The following is a 16937-nucleotide window of genomic DNA, read 5'->3' as shown; positions in this document are numbered from 1 at the left end:
TTTAAATAATTCCAGTAATTACCAAATATTTACTGGTCTAGTTTCGTAATGCCTTTTTTAAGAAATCTGAACCTTGATAATCAAATATTTAATTATTTCTTTGTTGACATACCACCGCAGGTCTTTACGCGGAACAATTCCAATTAAGCTTCTTTAACGTGTACTCTGAGTGTTGCTGTTACTTCTGGGTGCAATTTAACTTGTACATTTGTAAAGCCTAGATTACGAATCGGATCGTCCAGTTCAATCTTTCGTTTATCAATTTTTATGTTATGGTTTTTCTTTAATTCATCAGCGATGTGTTTACTAGTGATTGAGCCGAATAAGCGTCCTCCATCACCTGATTTCGCTGTTAATTCAACAGTCATATCTTCTAATTGATCTTTTAATTTTTTTGCATCATTTAGAATTTCTTGTTCTTTTTCTTTCTCTTTTTGCTTTTGACCCTCTAACTGTTTTAAGTTTCCTTTTGTCGCTTCAACAGCCAAGTTATTTTTAAGAAGATAATTACGTGCATAACCTTCTGACACGTTTTTAACTTCACCTTTTTTACCTTTACCTTTAACATCTTTTACGAATATGACTTTCATTCTTCGTCCCCTCCTTCAAAGTACTCTTCAATGATACCTCTTAGTTGTTCTTCGACTTGTTCAAGAGTGGTATCTTCTAGCTGTGTGGCCGCATTAGTTAAATGACCGCCCCCGTTCATTTTCTCCATGATTACTTGAACATTAATCTCACCTAATGAACGAGCACTAACCCCTATTTTACCATCATGACGTTTGGCAATAACAAATGATGCCTTTACATTACTCATGGTTAGAAGTGTATCAGCTGCTTGTGCGATGATAATTGCGCCATAATTTTCATCTGGTAAACCTTTAGAAATTGCGACACCTTCTCGGTAAACTGTAGCGTTTTTAACTAGCTCACTACGTCTGACATATACTTCTATATCTTCTTTTAATAAGTTTTGTACTAATACTGTATCTGCCCCTTTTGATCTCAAATAAGATGCAGCATCGAACGTACGAGATCCTGTTCTTAAAGTGAATGATTTCGTATCAACAGTGATTCCCGCTAATAACGATGTGGCTTCTAACACATCTAATTTGAGTGGACCATCTTGATACTCTAATAGCTCTGTTACAAGCTCTGCAGTTGAAGATGCATATGGTTCCATATAAACCAGTGTTGGCTCATCAATAAACTCTTCTCCTCTACGGTGATGATCAATGACGACTATATGCTCTGTCTTATTTAATAATCTTTCTTCCATCACCATAGAAGGTTTGTGCGTATCAACAACAACTATTAATGTATCTTTTGTAACCATGTCTAGGGAATCTTCAGGTGTAATAAACCATTCATTCAATGTGTCGTGTTCACCAATTTGGTCCATTAGTCTTTGAACACCTGTATTAATTCCATCAGGATCAAAAACGACATACCCTTTTTTACCATTTTGTTGTGCTAGCTTTAATATGCCAATAGATGAGCCAATAGAGTCCATATCCGGAGTCTGATGACCCATGATTAATACTTTTTCACTTTCGCGTACTAACTCACGTAATGCGTGTGAAATAACCCTTGCACGAACGCGCGTCCGCTTTTCCATCGGATTTGTTTTACCACCGTAGAACTTCACACGACCAGTTTCATCTTTAATTGCTACTTGGTCTCCCCCACGTCCTAACGCTAAATCAAGACTTGATTGAGCCAAATCCCCTAACTCCGGTAAATCAGTAGTTCCACGTCCAATTCCAATACTTAATGTTAAAGGAACATTTTGATCAGAAATTAACTCTCGAACTTCATCAAGAATCTCGAACTTCGTCTTTTCTAGTTGCGTTAAAATCTCTTTATTCATAACGGCTAGAAAACGCTCTTGAGACGTTCGTTTTAAATAAATGCCATAGTCATTAGACCAATTATTTAAAATGGATGTAACTTCAGAGTTCAAATGACTTTTAGACGTGTCATCCATCGCCTGAGTCAGTTCTTCATAGTTATCTAAGAAAATAACTCCTAAAATCGTACTTTCATTATCATGTAAATTTTCTAATTCGATTTGTTCAGTTCGATCAAATAGATAAATCAATCGTTCTTCTGATTTGATTAAAGCTTGAAAGCGACGATCCCCTAGTGTAATCCACTTTTCATCATCTTCATCTTTGACTGCATCTTCTAAGCTTTCCGATAGATCACTTAAGTCTTCACCTATAAGTGACCGTTCACTATCGAAAAAATCATTTATAAATGGGTTCGCCCACTCGATTTGATTCTCTTCATTAAATAGTATAATCCCAAAAGGCATTCCTAATAGAGCTTCTTCCCCGACCTTTTTAACTCGATAAGAGAGCGTGGATATATAATTTTCAGTACGCTGCTTAATAAGCGCTTCAGTTCTGTAAGTAAAGTACATTAAGACCGCTAGAACAACGGCTAATATAATACCAATTAACCATTCATAGTAAATAACGATCACCGTCAAAATACCGGCAAGCCCGTATAAGAGCCATATACTTTTGTTCTCCGTTAATTCCTTAACGTCATTCATGAGCTCATCTCCCAATAGACCGACTTACTTCTTCTTGTTTGATAGTCGATCTCTTAGTTGCAAACCTAAGTCAATTATACCTAATATTCTCAAAGGATAAAGAAGTAATAATGGTTGTAAAACAAATAACACAATAACAATTATTGGAATGAACTTAGGCCATTTTTTAATATATACAAAGAAAAAAATAAACGATAAACCTTGTAGCGCTAATAATACACCTGCTAGAGTTGTTAAATTATCCGCAACTAAATATAACGAATCATCTGGTGAAGGAAACATTAACAACAGAATAATTCCAGCAAAGTAATACCAAATTAATGAGGTTGGTAATGTAAACTCTCTAAATGGCGGAAACTTTAACGTTTCTCCTTCCATTTTATTAATGACTTTATGCCCGATCCATTGTGTTATCCAAGCAAATGTCAAACCTGCAATCACCATCATAGATGGAATTTTGTAAATCATTAAGTACATCTGTTCACGATAAAACTCTTGATCTTCTTCAGACAATTCTCCCACCTGATCATATAAAGAGTTAAACGTAGCTAGACTTTCATCCACTGCATTTTGAATCTCTAATGACCAGTTAACCTGAAACAAGAATTGACTAATGATATAAACTAGTGCTAGCCCCACCGTGTAACCTAATGTTCCTAAGGCTAACGTTTCATATGATTTTCGCTTATGTTTTAATCCATAACCTAACGCAATTCCACCTAGACCCATCAATAACGTAAGTGGAAGTGAAATATAAAATAAAAAGAGCGAGCTTACCAACAGCGTTATGATGAACATAATGACTGAGGTTTTCAACTCATTTTTATAAGTATAAACAAGAAATGGTAATGGCAACACAAACATGATTAATATTCCTAAGAACGGTACAAAAAATGTTGTTAATAACAAGATTACGTAAATTGCTCCATACATGATACCATCTTTTGTTGCATTTGAAGAATTCATGATTAACTTGCACCTCTAATTCAAAACTAGACTATCTTTCCTAATATTATTATTTTACATCATTTTTATGTTCAATCATACGTTAAAGCAAAAGAAAACAATAGTTGTAAGTTCTGTTTAGGAAAAAATGTTACACTATCAATAATTGAAGTCAATTTGGGGGAATTTTTGTGAGCAAAAATATACTGGTTGGTTTAGTTGTGATCTTAATTATTTCTAACGTTTATTTTATTTATAAATCCTCTGTTATTCAAAATCAAGCCAATGATATGAACCGCACGATTAACCAAAACATTAGGAGTGAATTCACTAGTCTTAATACAAGCTTACATAACACAGCAAATATAATAGAACAACATGGCGAATCTCATGAAAAAGAACGTTACTTGTCTTCGCTGGAAAGAGAAGCCCACAACTTAAACGAAATCAAAGCAAATATATATAACAGTTTAAATTTAAAAGATTCGCGAAATGCATACGCTATACACCAACAACTATTTATAGTGGAAAAGTTTATAAAAGACCTAGCTGAAGGCAAAATTTCAAATGACGTAAAGCTAAACACTTTAACTACTACTATTAAAAGAAAACAAAAAGAAATAGAAGAGTTGTTTTATTCAGAAGATGCCTTTGAAATTGAGGCAATTAGTCATAAAGACAACATTGAAAGAACCATTGACCTATTAACCGCTATTACGAACGAGATAAATAACGTACGTGATGTATCAAATGGTTAAGATCTCATATAAAAAACGACTTACCCATAAGAGGTAAGTCGTTTTATTTAGTTTATTATTCGCTAACATATGGTAATAAAGCCATTTGTCTAGCGCGTTTGATTGCTTTAGTCAATTTACGTTGATATTTAGCAGAAGTTCCTGTTACACGACGAGGTAAAATTTTACCACGCTCAGAAACGAAACGTCTTAATAAATCAACATCTTTATAGTCGATGTGTGTAATTCCGTTCGACTTGAAATAACACACCTTTCTACGCTTACGTCCACGACGTGCCATCTGATAACCCTCCTTTGATTACAATAATTGATTAAAATGGTAGATCGTCATCTGATAGGTCTACCGGCTCACCTTTATCTTCAAATGGATTGTTGTCTTGTTGAGACTGATCGAATCCGCCTTGATTTTGATTTGGCGCACCTTGGTTTGATGTGTTCGGAGCTGGACTTCCTTGCATGTTCTGTCCACCTTGAGATGACCCTTTTGATTCTAAGAACTGAACGCTCTCTGCTACGACTTCCGTAATGAATACGCGTTTCCCGTCTTGACCATCGAAACTACGAGTCTGGATACGACCGTCTACACCTACCATGCTCCCTTTCTTCATATAATTCGCAAGATTCTCTGCTTGGCGTCTCCATATAACACAGTTAATGAAGTCAGCCTCACGATTTCCTTGCTGATTAGAGAAAGGTCGGTTTACAGCTAATGTAAAGTTCGCAACTGCTACTCCGTTTGGCGTATAACGTAAATCAGGGTCTTTTGTTAATCTTCCAACTAAAACTACTCGGTTTAACACATCAAACACTCCTTATTGATCGTCTTCGCGAATTGCCATATGACGAATTACGTCTTCAGAGAACTTAGCTGTACGACCGAATTCGTCTACTGCAGTAGAATCGCCTTCGAAATTAACAACAACGTAGTAACCATCACGGTAATCGTTAATTTCATACGCAAGACGACGTTGACCCATTTCATCAACATTTGTAATCTCCGCGCCATTATCTGTTAACACGTTGTGAAGACGCTCAATCTCAGCTTTACGAGCTTCTTCTTCAACATCTGGGCGGATGATATACATGATTTCGTATTTAGTCATCCGTCTTCACCTCCTCTTGGACTTTGCGGCCCCATAGAATAATATGGAGCAAGGAGTAAATCTAATTACTCACAATAAAGTATTATATCAAAAATAACCTCTACTAACAACTATTAATTTAACCCTATTAATTATACGTTAAAACGGAAATGTATTACATCGCCATCTTGGACGATATATTCTTTACCTTCTAATCGAACTTTACCAGCATCTTTTGCTTTAGCCATTGAACCAGCCTCAACTAAATCATCATAAGAAACCGTCTCTGCACGGATAAACCCACGTTCAAAATCAGTATGAATGATTCCAGCTGTTTGTGGGGCTGTCATTCCTTTCTTGAAAGTCCATGCTCTAACCTCTTGCTCACCAGCTGTGAAATAAGTTGCCAACCCTAGCATGTCGTAGGACGCCTTAATTAATTGGTCTAACCCTGATTCCTCTATGCCAAGTTCTTGTAAAAACTCTTCTTTTTCTTCTCCTTCTAGTTCCGCAATTTCAGATTCAACTTTTGCACAAACAACAATAACGCCTGCCCCTTCATTCGCGGCATACTCTTTAACCTTTTGTACATTTTCGTTGTTATCTACATCTAGAAGCTCATCTTCACCAACATTAGCAACATATAAGATCGGCTTAGTAGTTAGTAGGTGTAGTTGCTTGACGTACTTCTCTTGTTCTTTTGTAAATTCTAATGCACGTGCTGGCTGTTCATTTTCAAAAGCATTTTTAAGCTTTTCTAAAATTTCAAACTCAAACTGTGCATCTTTCACTTTTTGTTTAGCCAATTTTGCTACTTTTTCATAGCGTTTCATAATGGTCTCTAGGTCGGCTAAAATTAACTCTAAATTAATTGTTTCGATGTCTGAAATAGGATCCACCCGTCCAGATACGTGCGTGATATTTTCATCTTCAAAACAACGTACAACATGACAAATCGCATCAACTTGTCTAATATGAGATAAAAATTGGTTACCTAAGCCTTCACCTTTACTAGCCCCTTCAACAATTCCAGCGATATCTGTGAATTCAAAAGACGTTGGAATTGTTTTTTTCGGGGTAACCATCTCTGTTAATGTTTGAAGACGATGGTCTGGCACTTCTACAATTCCTACATTCGGGTCTATCGTCGCGAATGGATAGTTAGCTGATAATGCACCAGCTTGTGTTATCGCGTTAAATAACGTCGATTTACCAACGTTCGGTAAACCAACAATTCCAGCAGTTAATGACATATATTTTTACACTCCTTCAATTCCGTACCCAACCTACAAGATTAGTCCATAACAATTATAGATTTATGAAGATAAAAACACAAGTTATAAAGAAAATAAAAAAACAAAGGCAATTTTGCCTCTGTTTGAACGAAAATATAGAAGAAAATTCGAAAATGTTTCACGTGAAACATTTTTTAGTCTGCTTTTTGAATAATTTTTTTTAACTTTTTTTCGAATTTCTTTCTCGGTACTAATACACTATGGTTGCAACCTTGGCATTTTATGCGGATATCCATACCCATACGAATGATTTTCCACTCATTAGCACCACATGGATGGGGTTTCTTCATCTCAACAACATCATTTAAGTCAAACTTTTGTTCAACCATAGTAACCATCCCTTCCCTTCTTTTATTTACAACGTTATTTTATCAGATTTTCTTTTCATTGGCTCGTCTTAGAATTGGGAAAAGTAAAATCATTGCTAAAACATATATATTTACAATTCCATATAAAGGGTATAAATAGCTAATTAAATTCGAAAATCCTACTAATGTAAACGGAACAGCTGCTAAAATTAATAATACACCTAAGACGCCTTTGTTACATTTAAAGTACTCTTTAATTCGAGCAATTAAACCGAATAAACTAGTTATAGCTGTAGTATAGATTGCAAACCATAACAGTAGTGACATAATAAAAAACATTTGGATTGGATAACCATTTAGTATCGCAAACAATGGAATCTCATAAAAGAATAACTGATCTGAAACATGAATTAAACTAATGTTATATAAATACGAAATAACACCTAAAATAAGCCCACTGCCAATACTCGCCACATAAATTTCTGCTTTTCCCTCAATTTCTTTGCCTATGGCCCCAATCACTGCTATTAACGGCACTATATTTAATGATGTAAATGGTATGGAAGATGCCCAGTTAGATTGTTTAATATAATGAAAGATCAATGGTACCCTTTCATGGTAAATAAACATAATTAATACAATGGTTAATCCAACTATTAACAGCGGTAATAAAAAACGATTTATAGATAAAATCCCATCCATCCCATAAGGAATGACTACTATTAATAGTATAATAATTAAAATAACACCTAAGAAATAGGGTAACTCTAATATATGGACTGTTGCCCCACTACCTGAGATCATCACAAATAACATGGTAAATAAGTATAATAAAATCCCCCAGTCATAAAAATTAGCAAACTTCTTCCCTACTAATGTTTGCAGAACTGGTAAGTAGTGTTCTGTCTTCAGTTCGTAACTAATCGTCAAGACAACAATACAACTAATGATAAACATAACCGTAAATAATAAAATAGCTAGTCCACTTTCATGGCCAAAAAATTCCCATATTTCTCGACCTGAAGCATAACCAGCACCAATCATTGTTGCTACAATTAATCCAATCCATTTTAATCCTGCTAGCATTTCTTCAACCCCTTATGTATATCTAAAACAAATACGCCATATACTAGTAAAAATATGTACAAGGGGTCTGAAGTATGACTTTATTCAATGATAATCCAAACTCTATTAATCTAAGTATTGAGCACACACAATTCAGTCATAATCTTTTTCATTTCATTAAGCAACATGTCCCCCATGATCAACCGACCGTTATTTTATGTATTGGAACCGATCGTTCTACTGGAGATAGTTTAGGACCATTTGTAGGTCACTACTTAACACATAAACCGATCTCTAAACTTCATGTATATGGAACGATTGACGATCCTGTACATGCTAAGAACTTAGAGGAAACGATTCTACACATACACGAACAACATTTTAACCCTTTCATTATTGCCATTGATGCTGCCCTATCAAACATGAAAAAAGTAAACTCTGTTGAGACTTGCCTTGGTTCTTTAACCCCTGGAGCAGCAGTAAGAAAAGACCTTCCTGATGTTGGACATTTATCTATCAAGGGTTATGTTAACGTAAGTGGTTTTATGGATTTTAGTGTTCTGCAAAACACTAGGCTTTCTGTTGTTATGAACATGGCAAAACAAATCGCTCAAGCACTGTATTATACAGACAACCATTTGAAACAACATCATTCTGTATTTAAACTAAAAGGAGCTCAGTAATACTGAGCTCCTTAACTATGAAAATAATTGCTGCACTTGAGTGTAAATGTATAATATAAAGCCAACTGTTACCAAACTCGGCAACAAGTTCGCTACCCTTATGTCAGTAATCTTTAATAAATTAAGACCTATAGCGAATATTAAAAGTCCACCTGTGGAAGTCATATCTTCTATAAATAAATCTAATATATCTTGTGGCAACCAATTGTTAATTTGGGTGGCAAAGAGTGCGATTCCTCCCTCATACAACACTACAGGTATAGCTGAGAAAACAACTCCAAACCCCATTGTTGTGGTTAGAACTAATGCAACAAATCCATCAATAATAGATTTTGTATATAATATACCATGATCTCCTCTTAAACCACTATCTAAAGCACCTACTACCGCCATTGCTCCAATCACAAAAATAAGTGAAGCAGTTACAAACCCTTCTGCTATACGTGATTCTTGACCTGGCTTTTTAAATTTAACTTCAATGTGGGAACCGATTCGATTTAGTTTTTCATCCAAATCAATCCCTTCTCCAATAATGGCGCCTGTTACTAAGCTCAATAGAACAACAATAATACGATCTGACGTAAAAGCCATCGATAAACCAATTAAGATTACAGTTAATCCTATTCCACTCATAATCGTTTCTTTAATTCTTTCGGGGATCTTTGTAAAAAATAAACCTAGTAAAGTACCTAATAATATACATATACCATTCACGATAACTCCCATTAACGCCAACATAACCATCCTAACTCGTTATAAATATGTAAGATGTTTCACGTGAAACATCTATGAAATCAAGCAATATAGAACATTAAGTTTAAAGAAAACTCGCCTAATTCGGCGAGTTTCTCAATTAATTATTAGTCATTAACTCTAGTATTCTGTTTAAATCTTCTTGATCAAAATACTCGATTTCAATTTTCCCTTTTCGTTTCCCTTGTTGAATATTAACACTTGTTCCAAATAAATCCCTTAGTTCAGCTTCTTTAGATGATATAAAAACATCTTTTTTAGTTGTTTTCTTTTTCTTCTTTTTCTTTTCATTTAACTGTGTAATGAGTTTTTCTACTTGGCGAACATTAAGATGTTCTTTGCGAATTTTATCTGCAACAAGTAACATTTCCTCTTCTTCTTTTAACGCTAATAAAGCACGACCATGCCCCATCGTTAATTCTTTGCTATTAATCATTGCTCGTACTTTTTCAGGCAATGATAATAAACGCATCATGTTAGCGATATGCGGTCGACTTTTACCTAAACGTTTTGCTAACTCATCCTGTTTAATTTTAAGTTCGTGAATAAGTCGTTCATAAGCCTCTGCTTCTTCCATTGGACTTAAATCTTCACGTTGAAGGTTTTCAAGAAGTGCTAACTCCATCATTTGTTCGTCTGTTAACTCACGAACAACCGCAGGAATTGTCTTTAATCCACCCTCTTTTGAGGCTCGGAAACGTCTTTCCCCAACAACAATCTCATATCCTTTGATTGCTTTACGTACAATGATTGGTTGAAGAACACCGTACTGCAAAATTGAATCTTTCAGTTCTTCAATCGCATCAGCTTCGAAGTTTTTTCTAGGTTGGTAAGGGTTTGGACGTATATCCTTTATTTCAATTTCTTGTACACTTTCTTCTTCTACACCAAAAAGTTCTTCTAAACCTTTACCCAACCCTCTGGCCATTTGCCATCACTTCCTTCGCTAATTCAGAATAAATCTCTGCACCTTTTGATTTAGGATCATATGTAATGATCGGCTCACCATGACTTGGAGCTTCACCAAGTCGGATATTACGAGGGACAATTGAATTAAAGACTTTATCTTGGAAGTACTTTTTAACTTCCTCAATAACTTGAAGACCTAAATTTGTTCTAGCATCTAACATAGTTAGCAAAACGCCCTCAATCATAAGGTCTTGATTCAAACGTTTTTGTACTAAACGTACTGTATTAAGTAACTGGCTAAGACCCTCTAAAGCGTAATATTCACACTGTACTGGAATAATGACACTATCTGCTGCCGTTAAGGCATTTAAAGTCAATAACCCTAAAGATGGCGGGCAATCAATAATAATGTAATCATATTCATCTCTTACATTTTCTAAAGACTTTCTTAATCTTAATTCTCTAGAAATCGTAGGTACTAGTTCTATTTCAGAACCAGCTAATTGTATAGTTGCTGGAATCGCATCCAAGTTGGGAACATTCGAGGGAACTCGAACTAGTTTTGGATCCTCTTCTTCTATTAATACGTCATATATACAAGAGGACATATCCCCTTTGTTTATACCAATGCCACTTGTTGCATTTCCTTGTGGGTCAATATCAATTAATAAGACTTTATTCCCCTCATATGCAAGACATGCACTAAGGTTAACTGCAGTCGTTGTCTTACCTACTCCACCTTTTTGGTTTGCAATGGCAATGACTCTCCCCATAATGTCACCTGCCTAATCTAAAAGTTTTTCAATACTACTATTTTATCACGATAACCATAGAAATGTTAGATAAATATGATAGAAAAAAACTCCCATCTTCAAAAAGATGGGAAATTAAGACTTAATATCTATTTTTTTGGTATTTTTATTTTAATTTCATAAAACTCATCAGAGTCATTTTCCTCTGTTTCAACATCCATACCAGTGTCTTTAACCATACTTAAAGATTGTCTAATCGTATTCAATGCAATGCGCACGTCTTTATTAACGCCTTTAACTTGTGGCTTCTTCTTTTTAGGCGTCTTTTCTTCAGGGTTTAGTAGTAATTTCACATACTCTTCAGATTGTTTAACATTTAATTGTTTTGCAATTATTTCAGTTAAAGCTTTCTCTTGTAGCTCTGGTTCTTTTAAAGCTATTAACGCTCGTGCATGACGTTCTGTAATCTCTTTATTTAAAATAGACTGCTGCACCACACTTGGCAGTTTCAATAGTCGCAATTTATTAGCGATCGTTGATTGACTTTTCCCTAAGCGTTGAGCTAATGCCTCTTGTGTTAATCCATGAATCTGAAGCAATTGATCGTATGCGATTGCTTCCTCAATGACTGTGAGTTCTTCACGTTGTAAGTTCTCAATTAGAGCCACCGATGCAGTTTGAGTGTCGGTCATGTCTTTTACGATTGCGGGGATATTTTCCCACTCTAATGTTTGAACCGCTCTCCATCTTCTTTCACCAGCAATGAGTTCATAACCCGACTCACCTTCAGTTTTACGCACAACAATCGGTTGAATTATCCCATGTGTCCTAATCGTTTGGGCTAATTCATCGATTTTCTTGTCGTCAAAAATGGTGCGTGGCTGATATTGATTGGGTTGAATATCTTTAACTGGTAGTTCAACTATTTCGTTGTTATAGCTTTCTTCGTTTTTCGGTTCATTTTTTCCGAATAACTTACTTAACGAACTCATTTAGGCACCTACCTTCAAAATTCAATGAATCCTTATAATATTTAATTATGTATCTTAAAAAATGTAATGTTTCACGTGAAACATTACATTTCTTATCATTAATATGATTAACTGTATGTGTGATTCACTATCTTTATTTTACCATAAACTTATAATTGGTAGAAGTGAATTTTATAGATTACTAGATTTAACTTTACGTCAAAATAACTAAAAATACGACAATTCCCTACTCGATTGGATCCTTATTTGGCGTCCCTGGTTTTCTTGGGTACTTCTTAGGTGTCTTACGTTTTTTATCAACAATGGCAATATGACGTTCGCTATTTTCAACAGGTAACTCAAAGGAATGGACCTCATTCCACTCGCCACCTAATGTTTTGATAGCTAAGTCACCTTGTTCTTTTTCTTCTTCAAACTTAGCAGCTTTCATCATAATAAATTGCCCACCTGGTTTGACTAATGGTAAACATAACTCACTTAGCACTGATGTTCTAGCCACTGCTCGTGCCATTACAACATCAAAGGTTTCACGAAACTTCTTGTTCTTACCAAATGTTTCAGCTCTATCGTGATAAAAGGCAACTCCATTTAAATTAAGTTGATCTGCTAAATGGTTTAAAAACGTAATACGTTTCTTTAGAGAATCAACTATCGTCACATTTAAATGAGGGTATATAATTTTGAGCGGGATTGAAGGAAATCCCGCTCCTGCACCTACATCACACACACTTTCAACTTTATTAAAATCGAAATAGAAAGCAGCAGAAATTGAATCGAAAAAGTGTTTTAGATAAACAACTTCTCGATCCGTAATGGCGGTTAAGTTCATTTTTTCATTCCACTCAACTAAAACTTCAAAATAAGTTTCGAATTGTTTCAGTTGTTCTTCTGTTAATTGAATACCATGTTTATTTAGTTCTTCTGTAAACTCTTTTATTTTCATAAACATCCTCTATTCATTAGAAGCTTGTGAACGTAAACCTTGTTCAATATAAACTAATAAAATCGAAACATCTGATGGGTTAACCCCTGAAATACGAGAAGCTTGCCCTACAGATAATGGACGAACTTTCTTCAGCTTCTCTTTAGCTTCAGTCGCAATTCCTTGAATATCATCATAATCAATGTGTTCCGGGATGCGTTTATTCTCCATTTTACGCATTTTATCCACTTGTTGCATTGATTTCTCAATATAACCTTCATATTTAACAATAATCTCAACTTGTTCCTCTACGTCTGCTGGTAGGTCTTGGTCACTCGGAACAAGCTGTTTAATATGATCATACTTAACTTCTGGACGACGAAGTAAATCAGATGCACGCACACCATCCTTAAGTGGTGATCCGCCTAAATCTTCAATTAGCTGTTGAACTTCCTCATTCGGCTTAATAATATGAGATTTTAGACGTTTTACTTCAGCATTAATTAATTGTTTTTTAGTTGTAAATTGTTCATAGCGTTCTTCTGTCACTAAGCCATATTCATAACCGATGTCAGTTAAACGTAGGTCTGCATTATCGTGGCGTAGTAATAAGCGATATTCGGCACGTGATGTTAGTAAACGATAAGGTTCATTTGTACCTTTTGTTACTAAGTCATCAATTAATACACCAATATAAGCTTGTGAGCGATCTAAAATGAGTGAATCTTTATCAAGAGCTTTTGCTGCTGCATTAATACCTGCCATAATACCTTGACCAGCCGCTTCTTCATAACCTGATGTTCCGTTAATTTGACCAGCTGTAAAAAGACCCTCTATTTTCTTCGTTTCAAGTGTTGGCCATAATTGAGTTGGTACAATGGCATCATACTCGATCGCATACCCTGCTCTCATCATTTCTGCTTTTTCAAGACCAGGAATGGTCTCAAGAAGACGTTTTTGAATATCTTCAGGTAATGAAGTTGAAAGTCCTTGGACATAAACTTCTTCAGTATTACGACCTTCTGGCTCTAAGAAAATTTGGTGACGTGGTTTGTCATTAAAGCGTACAATTTTATCTTCTATTGATGGACAATACCTTGGCCCTGTACCACGCTCTGCACCTGAATACATTGCCGAACGTGATAAATTTTCATCAATAATTTGATGAGTGAATTCCCCTGTATACGTTAGCCAACAAGGAATTTGATCTGTTATATATTCTGTTGTTTCGTATGAGAACGCACGTGGTTCTTCATCACCTGGTTGAATTTCAGTTTTTGAATAATCGATCGTATGACTATTAACACGTGGTGGTGTTCCAGTTTTAAAACGAACAATATCAAATCCTAGTTCTTCTAGTTGTTCTGAAAGTTTTACAGTCGCGCGTTGATTATTTGGTCCACTTTCATATTCAATATCACCAATTAATACTTTACCGCGCATAAACGTACCAGTTGTGACAATAACCGTTGGTGCGTAGTATGCCGCTTTAGTTTCGGTTAATACGCCTTTTACCACACCATCTTCCACAATTAACTCATCAACCATTCCTTGGCGAAGTGTTAAGTTTTCTTGATTTTCTATTACTTTTTTCATTTCTTGTTGATAAAGGACCTTATCAGCTTGAGCACGCAAAGCACGAACAGCTGGACCTTTACTTGTATTTAATAGGCGCATTTGTATATGCGTTTTATCAATCGTTTTACCCATTTGGCCACCTAAGGCATCGATTTCACGCACGACGACGCCTTTAGCAGGTCCACCAACTGATGGGTTACATGGCATAAATGCTATTAAATCAAGGTTAAGAGTCAGCATAAGTGTTTTCGCACCACGTTTAGCAGCTGCTAAACCTGCTTCAACACCTGCATGACCCGCACCGATGACAATAACATCATATTGTCCTGCATTATACATGAGCTTTACCTCCTTTTTTTGTTAATTAACTATATCTAAACATGTTATTTTCCAAGACAGAATTGAGAGAATAACTGATCTATTAATGATTCATGAACATTATCACCGATAATCTCACCTAATAATTCCCAAGTTCTTGTAATATCAATTTGAACAAGATCGAGTGGCATCCCTGCTTCAATACCGTTTAATGCATCATTTAAGGCTGACTCTGCTTGCTCAAGCAGTTGAATATGACGAACATTTGAAACGTACGTTAAATCAGCAGAATCTAATTCACCATCAAAGAACGTATTAGCAATGGCTTCTTCTAGCTCATCAATACCTTGTTCTTGTAAAAGTGAAGTCGTAATGACTGGCGCACCATTTGCGGCTTCATAAACGGCATCCATATCAATGTTTTGATCAAGGTCTGTCTTATTAACAAGAGCAATAACATCCATACCTTCAGCAGCTTCAAACAAAGCAGCATCTTCTTTCGTGAACTCTTCATTACCATTTAATACGAGTAAAATTAAATCTGCCTCTTTAAGTGCTTGTCGTGAACGATCGACACCTATTTTTTCAACAATATCTTCCGTCTCACGAATTCCAGCTGTATCAATCAGCCGTAACGGAACGCCTCTAACATTCACGTACTCTTCTATGACATCACGTGTTGTACCAGGGATATCAGTTACGATTGCTTTGTTCTCATGTGCTAGTTTATTTAATAGAGAAGATTTACCAACATTTGGCCTTCCAATAATCGCTGTTGCGATACCTTCTCTTAGAATTTTACCTTGTTTAGCTGTTTGTAGAATTTTTTGTACTTCTTTTTTAACATAACCTGCTTTATCAATCAGCATATCATGTGTCATTTCTTCTACATCATCATATTCTGGATAATCTATATTAACTTCTACGTGTGCAACTGTTTCAATTAATTCTTGACGTAGTTTTCGAATTAGTTCTGATAATCGACCGTCCATTTGCTTAATAGCAACGTTCATTGCACGGTCTGTTTTAGCTCGAATTAGGTCCATAACTGCTTCAGCTTGTGATAAATCAATACGTCCATTTAAGAAGGCACGCTTCGTAAACTCACCTGGTTCTGCAAGCCTAGCCCCTTCTCTTAACACTAGCTGAAGAACACGATTAACAGAAACCATTCCTCCGTGACAATTAATTTCAATTATATCTTCACGGGTGAAGGTTTTAGGACCTTTCATCACGGTAACCATCACTTCTTCGACTAACTCGTCAGTTTTTGGATCTATTATATTGCCATAATGGATAGTATGAGAATCCACTTGATTGATATTTTTTCCTTTAAACACTCGATTGGCAATCGAAAATGCGTCATCACCACTTAATCTAACAATGGCAATTGCACCTTCTCCTATCGGTGTTGAAATAGCAGCAATTGTATCCTGTTCCACAACCTTCACCCCTTTCAAGGCATACTTTATAGGAAATTGATTGCATAATTTCCTAACTTAAAACATTAACATATTTCTTAGCAAAAGGAAAGTTATATATTAATACAAAATTTGTTTTAGAATCGCTACAGGCGGACGCTTTCCGCGGGCACGGCTCGAGCCAGGGAAATACATCGAATAAGCTTCTTTGCCCCTTGCGACGAGTAATCGCAGGCGCATCCTGCGGGGTCTCGAGACTCGTGCTTATCCCGCAGGAGTCGCCGCCTTTCGCTCATCAAATTAACAATTTTTTCAATAACATCCACCACAGTGGTATTAAAATAAATAGAGTTTAGATAAAAAGAACATATTATATAAAATACGAAGATTAAATGTTTTTATCACCTTCAAAATGCAAGACTCCAGCAGGAACACCACGAGCTGAAAATCACGTCAAACGAACGACAGTGAGTTTGGGGAAGTTGAGGCCGTTCCTGCCGAAAGCGAAGCATTTTGACGGTGATAAAATTGAAGGCGAATATTAAGTAGTAAACTCTTTAAAAAAACATCCACCGACTTAATCGGTGAATGTTTTC

18 protein-coding genes are annotated in these 16937 nt (G+C 35.7%); 2 read left to right on the top strand and 16 right to left on the bottom strand.

The genetic code is table 11. The annotated features are described in order from the left end of the window. Positions 1–143: 143 nt before the first annotated feature. From rplI to ACTWQB_RS11365, 3 genes are read right to left on the bottom strand one after another with little or no spacing between them, the layout of a single operon-like run. Positions 144–590, bottom strand: a complete 447-nt coding sequence (gene rplI / locus ACTWQB_RS11375; RefSeq protein WP_443139303.1) for a 50S ribosomal protein L9 — start codon at positions 588–590, stop codon at positions 144–146. Beyond that, positions 587–2560, bottom strand: a complete 1974-nt coding sequence (locus ACTWQB_RS11370; RefSeq protein ID WP_443139302.1) for a DHH family phosphoesterase — start codon at positions 2558–2560, stop codon at positions 587–589. The genes rplI and ACTWQB_RS11370 overlap by 4 nt, the downstream gene beginning before the upstream one ends. A 24-nt stretch (positions 2561–2584) precedes the next feature. Further along, on the bottom strand, positions 2585–3526 hold the full coding sequence (locus ACTWQB_RS11365; RefSeq protein ID WP_443139301.1) for a YybS family protein: 942 nt from the start codon (positions 3524–3526) through the stop codon (positions 2585–2587). Positions 3527–3696: 170 nt separating this feature from the next. On the opposite strand from ACTWQB_RS11365, the gene ACTWQB_RS11360 reads away from it, so the two are divergent. After that, the gene (locus ACTWQB_RS11360; RefSeq protein WP_443139300.1) at positions 3697–4263 is read left to right on the top strand and encodes a hypothetical protein; all 567 of its coding nucleotides are present in this window, start codon (positions 3697–3699) and stop codon (positions 4261–4263) included. Between the two features lie 55 nt (positions 4264–4318). Here the strand turns inward: ACTWQB_RS11360 and rpsR are convergent, their stop codons facing one another. The 6 genes from rpsR to ACTWQB_RS11330 form a co-directional block, all read right to left on the bottom strand. Next, complete coding sequence (gene rpsR / locus ACTWQB_RS11355) at positions 4319–4543, bottom strand: 30S ribosomal protein S18 (protein ID WP_091772888.1); 225 nt, start codon at positions 4541–4543, stop codon at positions 4319–4321. 31 nt (positions 4544–4574) lie between these two features. After that, complete coding sequence (gene ssb / locus ACTWQB_RS11350; protein WP_443139299.1) at positions 4575–5063, bottom strand: single-stranded DNA-binding protein; 489 nt, start codon at positions 5061–5063, stop codon at positions 4575–4577. Between the two features lie 12 nt (positions 5064–5075). Beyond that, entirely contained in the window at positions 5076–5366 is a 291-nt protein-coding gene (gene rpsF, locus ACTWQB_RS11345) for a 30S ribosomal protein S6 (protein WP_443139298.1), read from the bottom strand. A 131-nt stretch (positions 5367–5497) separates the two neighbouring features. Further along, complete coding sequence (gene ychF / locus ACTWQB_RS11340) at positions 5498–6598, bottom strand: redox-regulated ATPase YchF (protein WP_443139297.1); 1101 nt, start codon at positions 6596–6598, stop codon at positions 5498–5500. Between the two features lie 176 nt (positions 6599–6774). Further along, positions 6775–6969, bottom strand: coding sequence for a DUF951 domain-containing protein (locus ACTWQB_RS11335; RefSeq protein WP_443139296.1), 195 nt, complete (start codon positions 6967–6969; stop codon positions 6775–6777). A 42-nt stretch (positions 6970–7011) separates the two neighbouring features. Beyond that, positions 7012–8034: a YkvI family membrane protein gene (locus ACTWQB_RS11330; protein WP_443139295.1), complete on the bottom strand. Its 1023-nt coding sequence runs from the start codon at positions 8032–8034 to the stop codon at positions 7012–7014. A gap of 74 nt (positions 8035–8108) precedes the next feature. Between ACTWQB_RS11330 and yyaC the strand changes: the two genes are divergently transcribed. Then, positions 8109–8696: a spore protease YyaC gene (gene yyaC / locus ACTWQB_RS11325; RefSeq protein WP_443139294.1), complete on the top strand. Its 588-nt coding sequence runs from the start codon at positions 8109–8111 to the stop codon at positions 8694–8696. Between the two features lie 15 nt (positions 8697–8711). Here the strand turns inward: yyaC and ACTWQB_RS11320 are convergent, their stop codons facing one another. The 7 genes from ACTWQB_RS11320 to mnmE form a co-directional block, all read right to left on the bottom strand. Further along, positions 8712–9431: a DUF554 domain-containing protein gene (locus ACTWQB_RS11320; protein ID WP_443139293.1), complete on the bottom strand. Its 720-nt coding sequence runs from the start codon at positions 9429–9431 to the stop codon at positions 8712–8714. A 118-nt stretch (positions 9432–9549) separates the two neighbouring features. Next, complete coding sequence (locus ACTWQB_RS11315) at positions 9550–10377, bottom strand: ParB/RepB/Spo0J family partition protein (RefSeq protein ID WP_443139292.1); 828 nt, start codon at positions 10375–10377, stop codon at positions 9550–9552. Next, positions 10358–11131 (bottom strand): ParA family protein, encoded by a 774-nt coding sequence (locus ACTWQB_RS11310; RefSeq protein WP_443139291.1) that lies wholly within the window; start codon positions 11129–11131, stop codon positions 10358–10360. The genes ACTWQB_RS11315 and ACTWQB_RS11310 overlap by 20 nt, the downstream gene beginning before the upstream one ends. Before the next feature lie 128 nt (positions 11132–11259). Continuing rightward, positions 11260–12102 (bottom strand): nucleoid occlusion protein, encoded by an 843-nt coding sequence (noc, locus tag ACTWQB_RS11305; protein ID WP_443139290.1) that lies wholly within the window; start codon positions 12100–12102, stop codon positions 11260–11262. A 226-nt stretch (positions 12103–12328) separates the two neighbouring features. Beyond that, positions 12329–13045 (bottom strand): 16S rRNA (guanine(527)-N(7))-methyltransferase RsmG, encoded by a 717-nt coding sequence (rsmG, locus tag ACTWQB_RS11300; protein WP_443139289.1) that lies wholly within the window; start codon positions 13043–13045, stop codon positions 12329–12331. Positions 13046–13054: 9 nt separating this feature from the next. Then, positions 13055–14941 carry a tRNA uridine-5-carboxymethylaminomethyl(34) synthesis enzyme MnmG gene (gene mnmG / locus ACTWQB_RS11295; protein ID WP_443139288.1) on the bottom strand — a complete coding sequence of 629 codons (1887 nt, stop codon included), beginning with the start codon at positions 14939–14941 and terminating at the stop codon, positions 13055–13057. 44 nt (positions 14942–14985) lie between these two features. Further along, complete coding sequence (gene mnmE, locus ACTWQB_RS11290) at positions 14986–16362, bottom strand: tRNA uridine-5-carboxymethylaminomethyl(34) synthesis GTPase MnmE (RefSeq protein WP_443139287.1); 1377 nt, start codon at positions 16360–16362, stop codon at positions 14986–14988. Positions 16363–16937 lie beyond the last annotated feature (575 nt).

This window comes from Piscibacillus sp. B03, from assembly GCF_052246295.1.
Taxonomy (GTDB): Bacteria; Bacillota; Bacilli; order Bacillales; family Alkalibacillaceae; genus Piscibacillus.
Note: the sequence above shows the minus strand (reverse complement) of the source record. Positions and strands in the feature narration are given on the sequence as shown.

Bases quoted from the DNA above. Each gene is read 5' to 3' on its own strand.
- ACTWQB_RS11315 (WP_443139292.1), bottom strand. From the start codon at position 10,377: ATGGCCAGAGGGTTGGGTAAAGGTTTAGAAGAACTTTTTGGTGTAGAA.
- ychF (WP_443139297.1), bottom strand. From the start codon at position 6,598: ATGTCATTAACTGCTGGAATTGTTGGTTTACCGAACGTTGGTAAATCG.
- ACTWQB_RS11310 (WP_443139291.1), bottom strand. From the start codon at position 11,131: ATGGGGAGAGTCATTGCCATTGCAAACCAAAAAGGTGGAGTAGGTAAG.
- rplI (WP_443139303.1), bottom strand. From the start codon at position 590: ATGAAAGTCATATTCGTAAAAGATGTTAAAGGTAAAGGTAAAAAAGGT.
- rpsF (WP_443139298.1), bottom strand. From the start codon at position 5,366: ATGACTAAATACGAAATCATGTATATCATCCGCCCAGATGTTGAAGAA.
- ACTWQB_RS11330 (WP_443139295.1), bottom strand. From the start codon at position 8,034: ATGCTAGCAGGATTAAAATGGATTGGATTAATTGTAGCAACAATGATT.
- yyaC (WP_443139294.1), top strand. From the start codon at position 8,109: ATGACTTTATTCAATGATAATCCAAACTCTATTAATCTAAGTATTGAG.
- rsmG (WP_443139289.1), bottom strand. From the start codon at position 13,045: ATGAAAATAAAAGAGTTTACAGAAGAACTAAATAAACATGGTATTCAA.
- mnmG (WP_443139288.1), bottom strand. From the start codon at position 14,941: ATGTATAATGCAGGACAATATGATGTTATTGTCATCGGTGCGGGTCAT.
- ACTWQB_RS11370 (WP_443139302.1), bottom strand. From the start codon at position 2,560: ATGAATGACGTTAAGGAATTAACGGAGAACAAAAGTATATGGCTCTTA.
- rpsR (WP_091772888.1), bottom strand. From the start codon at position 4,543: ATGGCACGTCGTGGACGTAAGCGTAGAAAGGTGTGTTATTTCAAGTCG.
- ACTWQB_RS11335 (WP_443139296.1), bottom strand. From the start codon at position 6,969: ATGGTTGAACAAAAGTTTGACTTAAATGATGTTGTTGAGATGAAGAAA.
- ACTWQB_RS11365 (WP_443139301.1), bottom strand. From the start codon at position 3,526: ATGAATTCTTCAAATGCAACAAAAGATGGTATCATGTATGGAGCAATT.
- noc (WP_443139290.1), bottom strand. From the start codon at position 12,102: ATGAGTTCGTTAAGTAAGTTATTCGGAAAAAATGAACCGAAAAACGAA.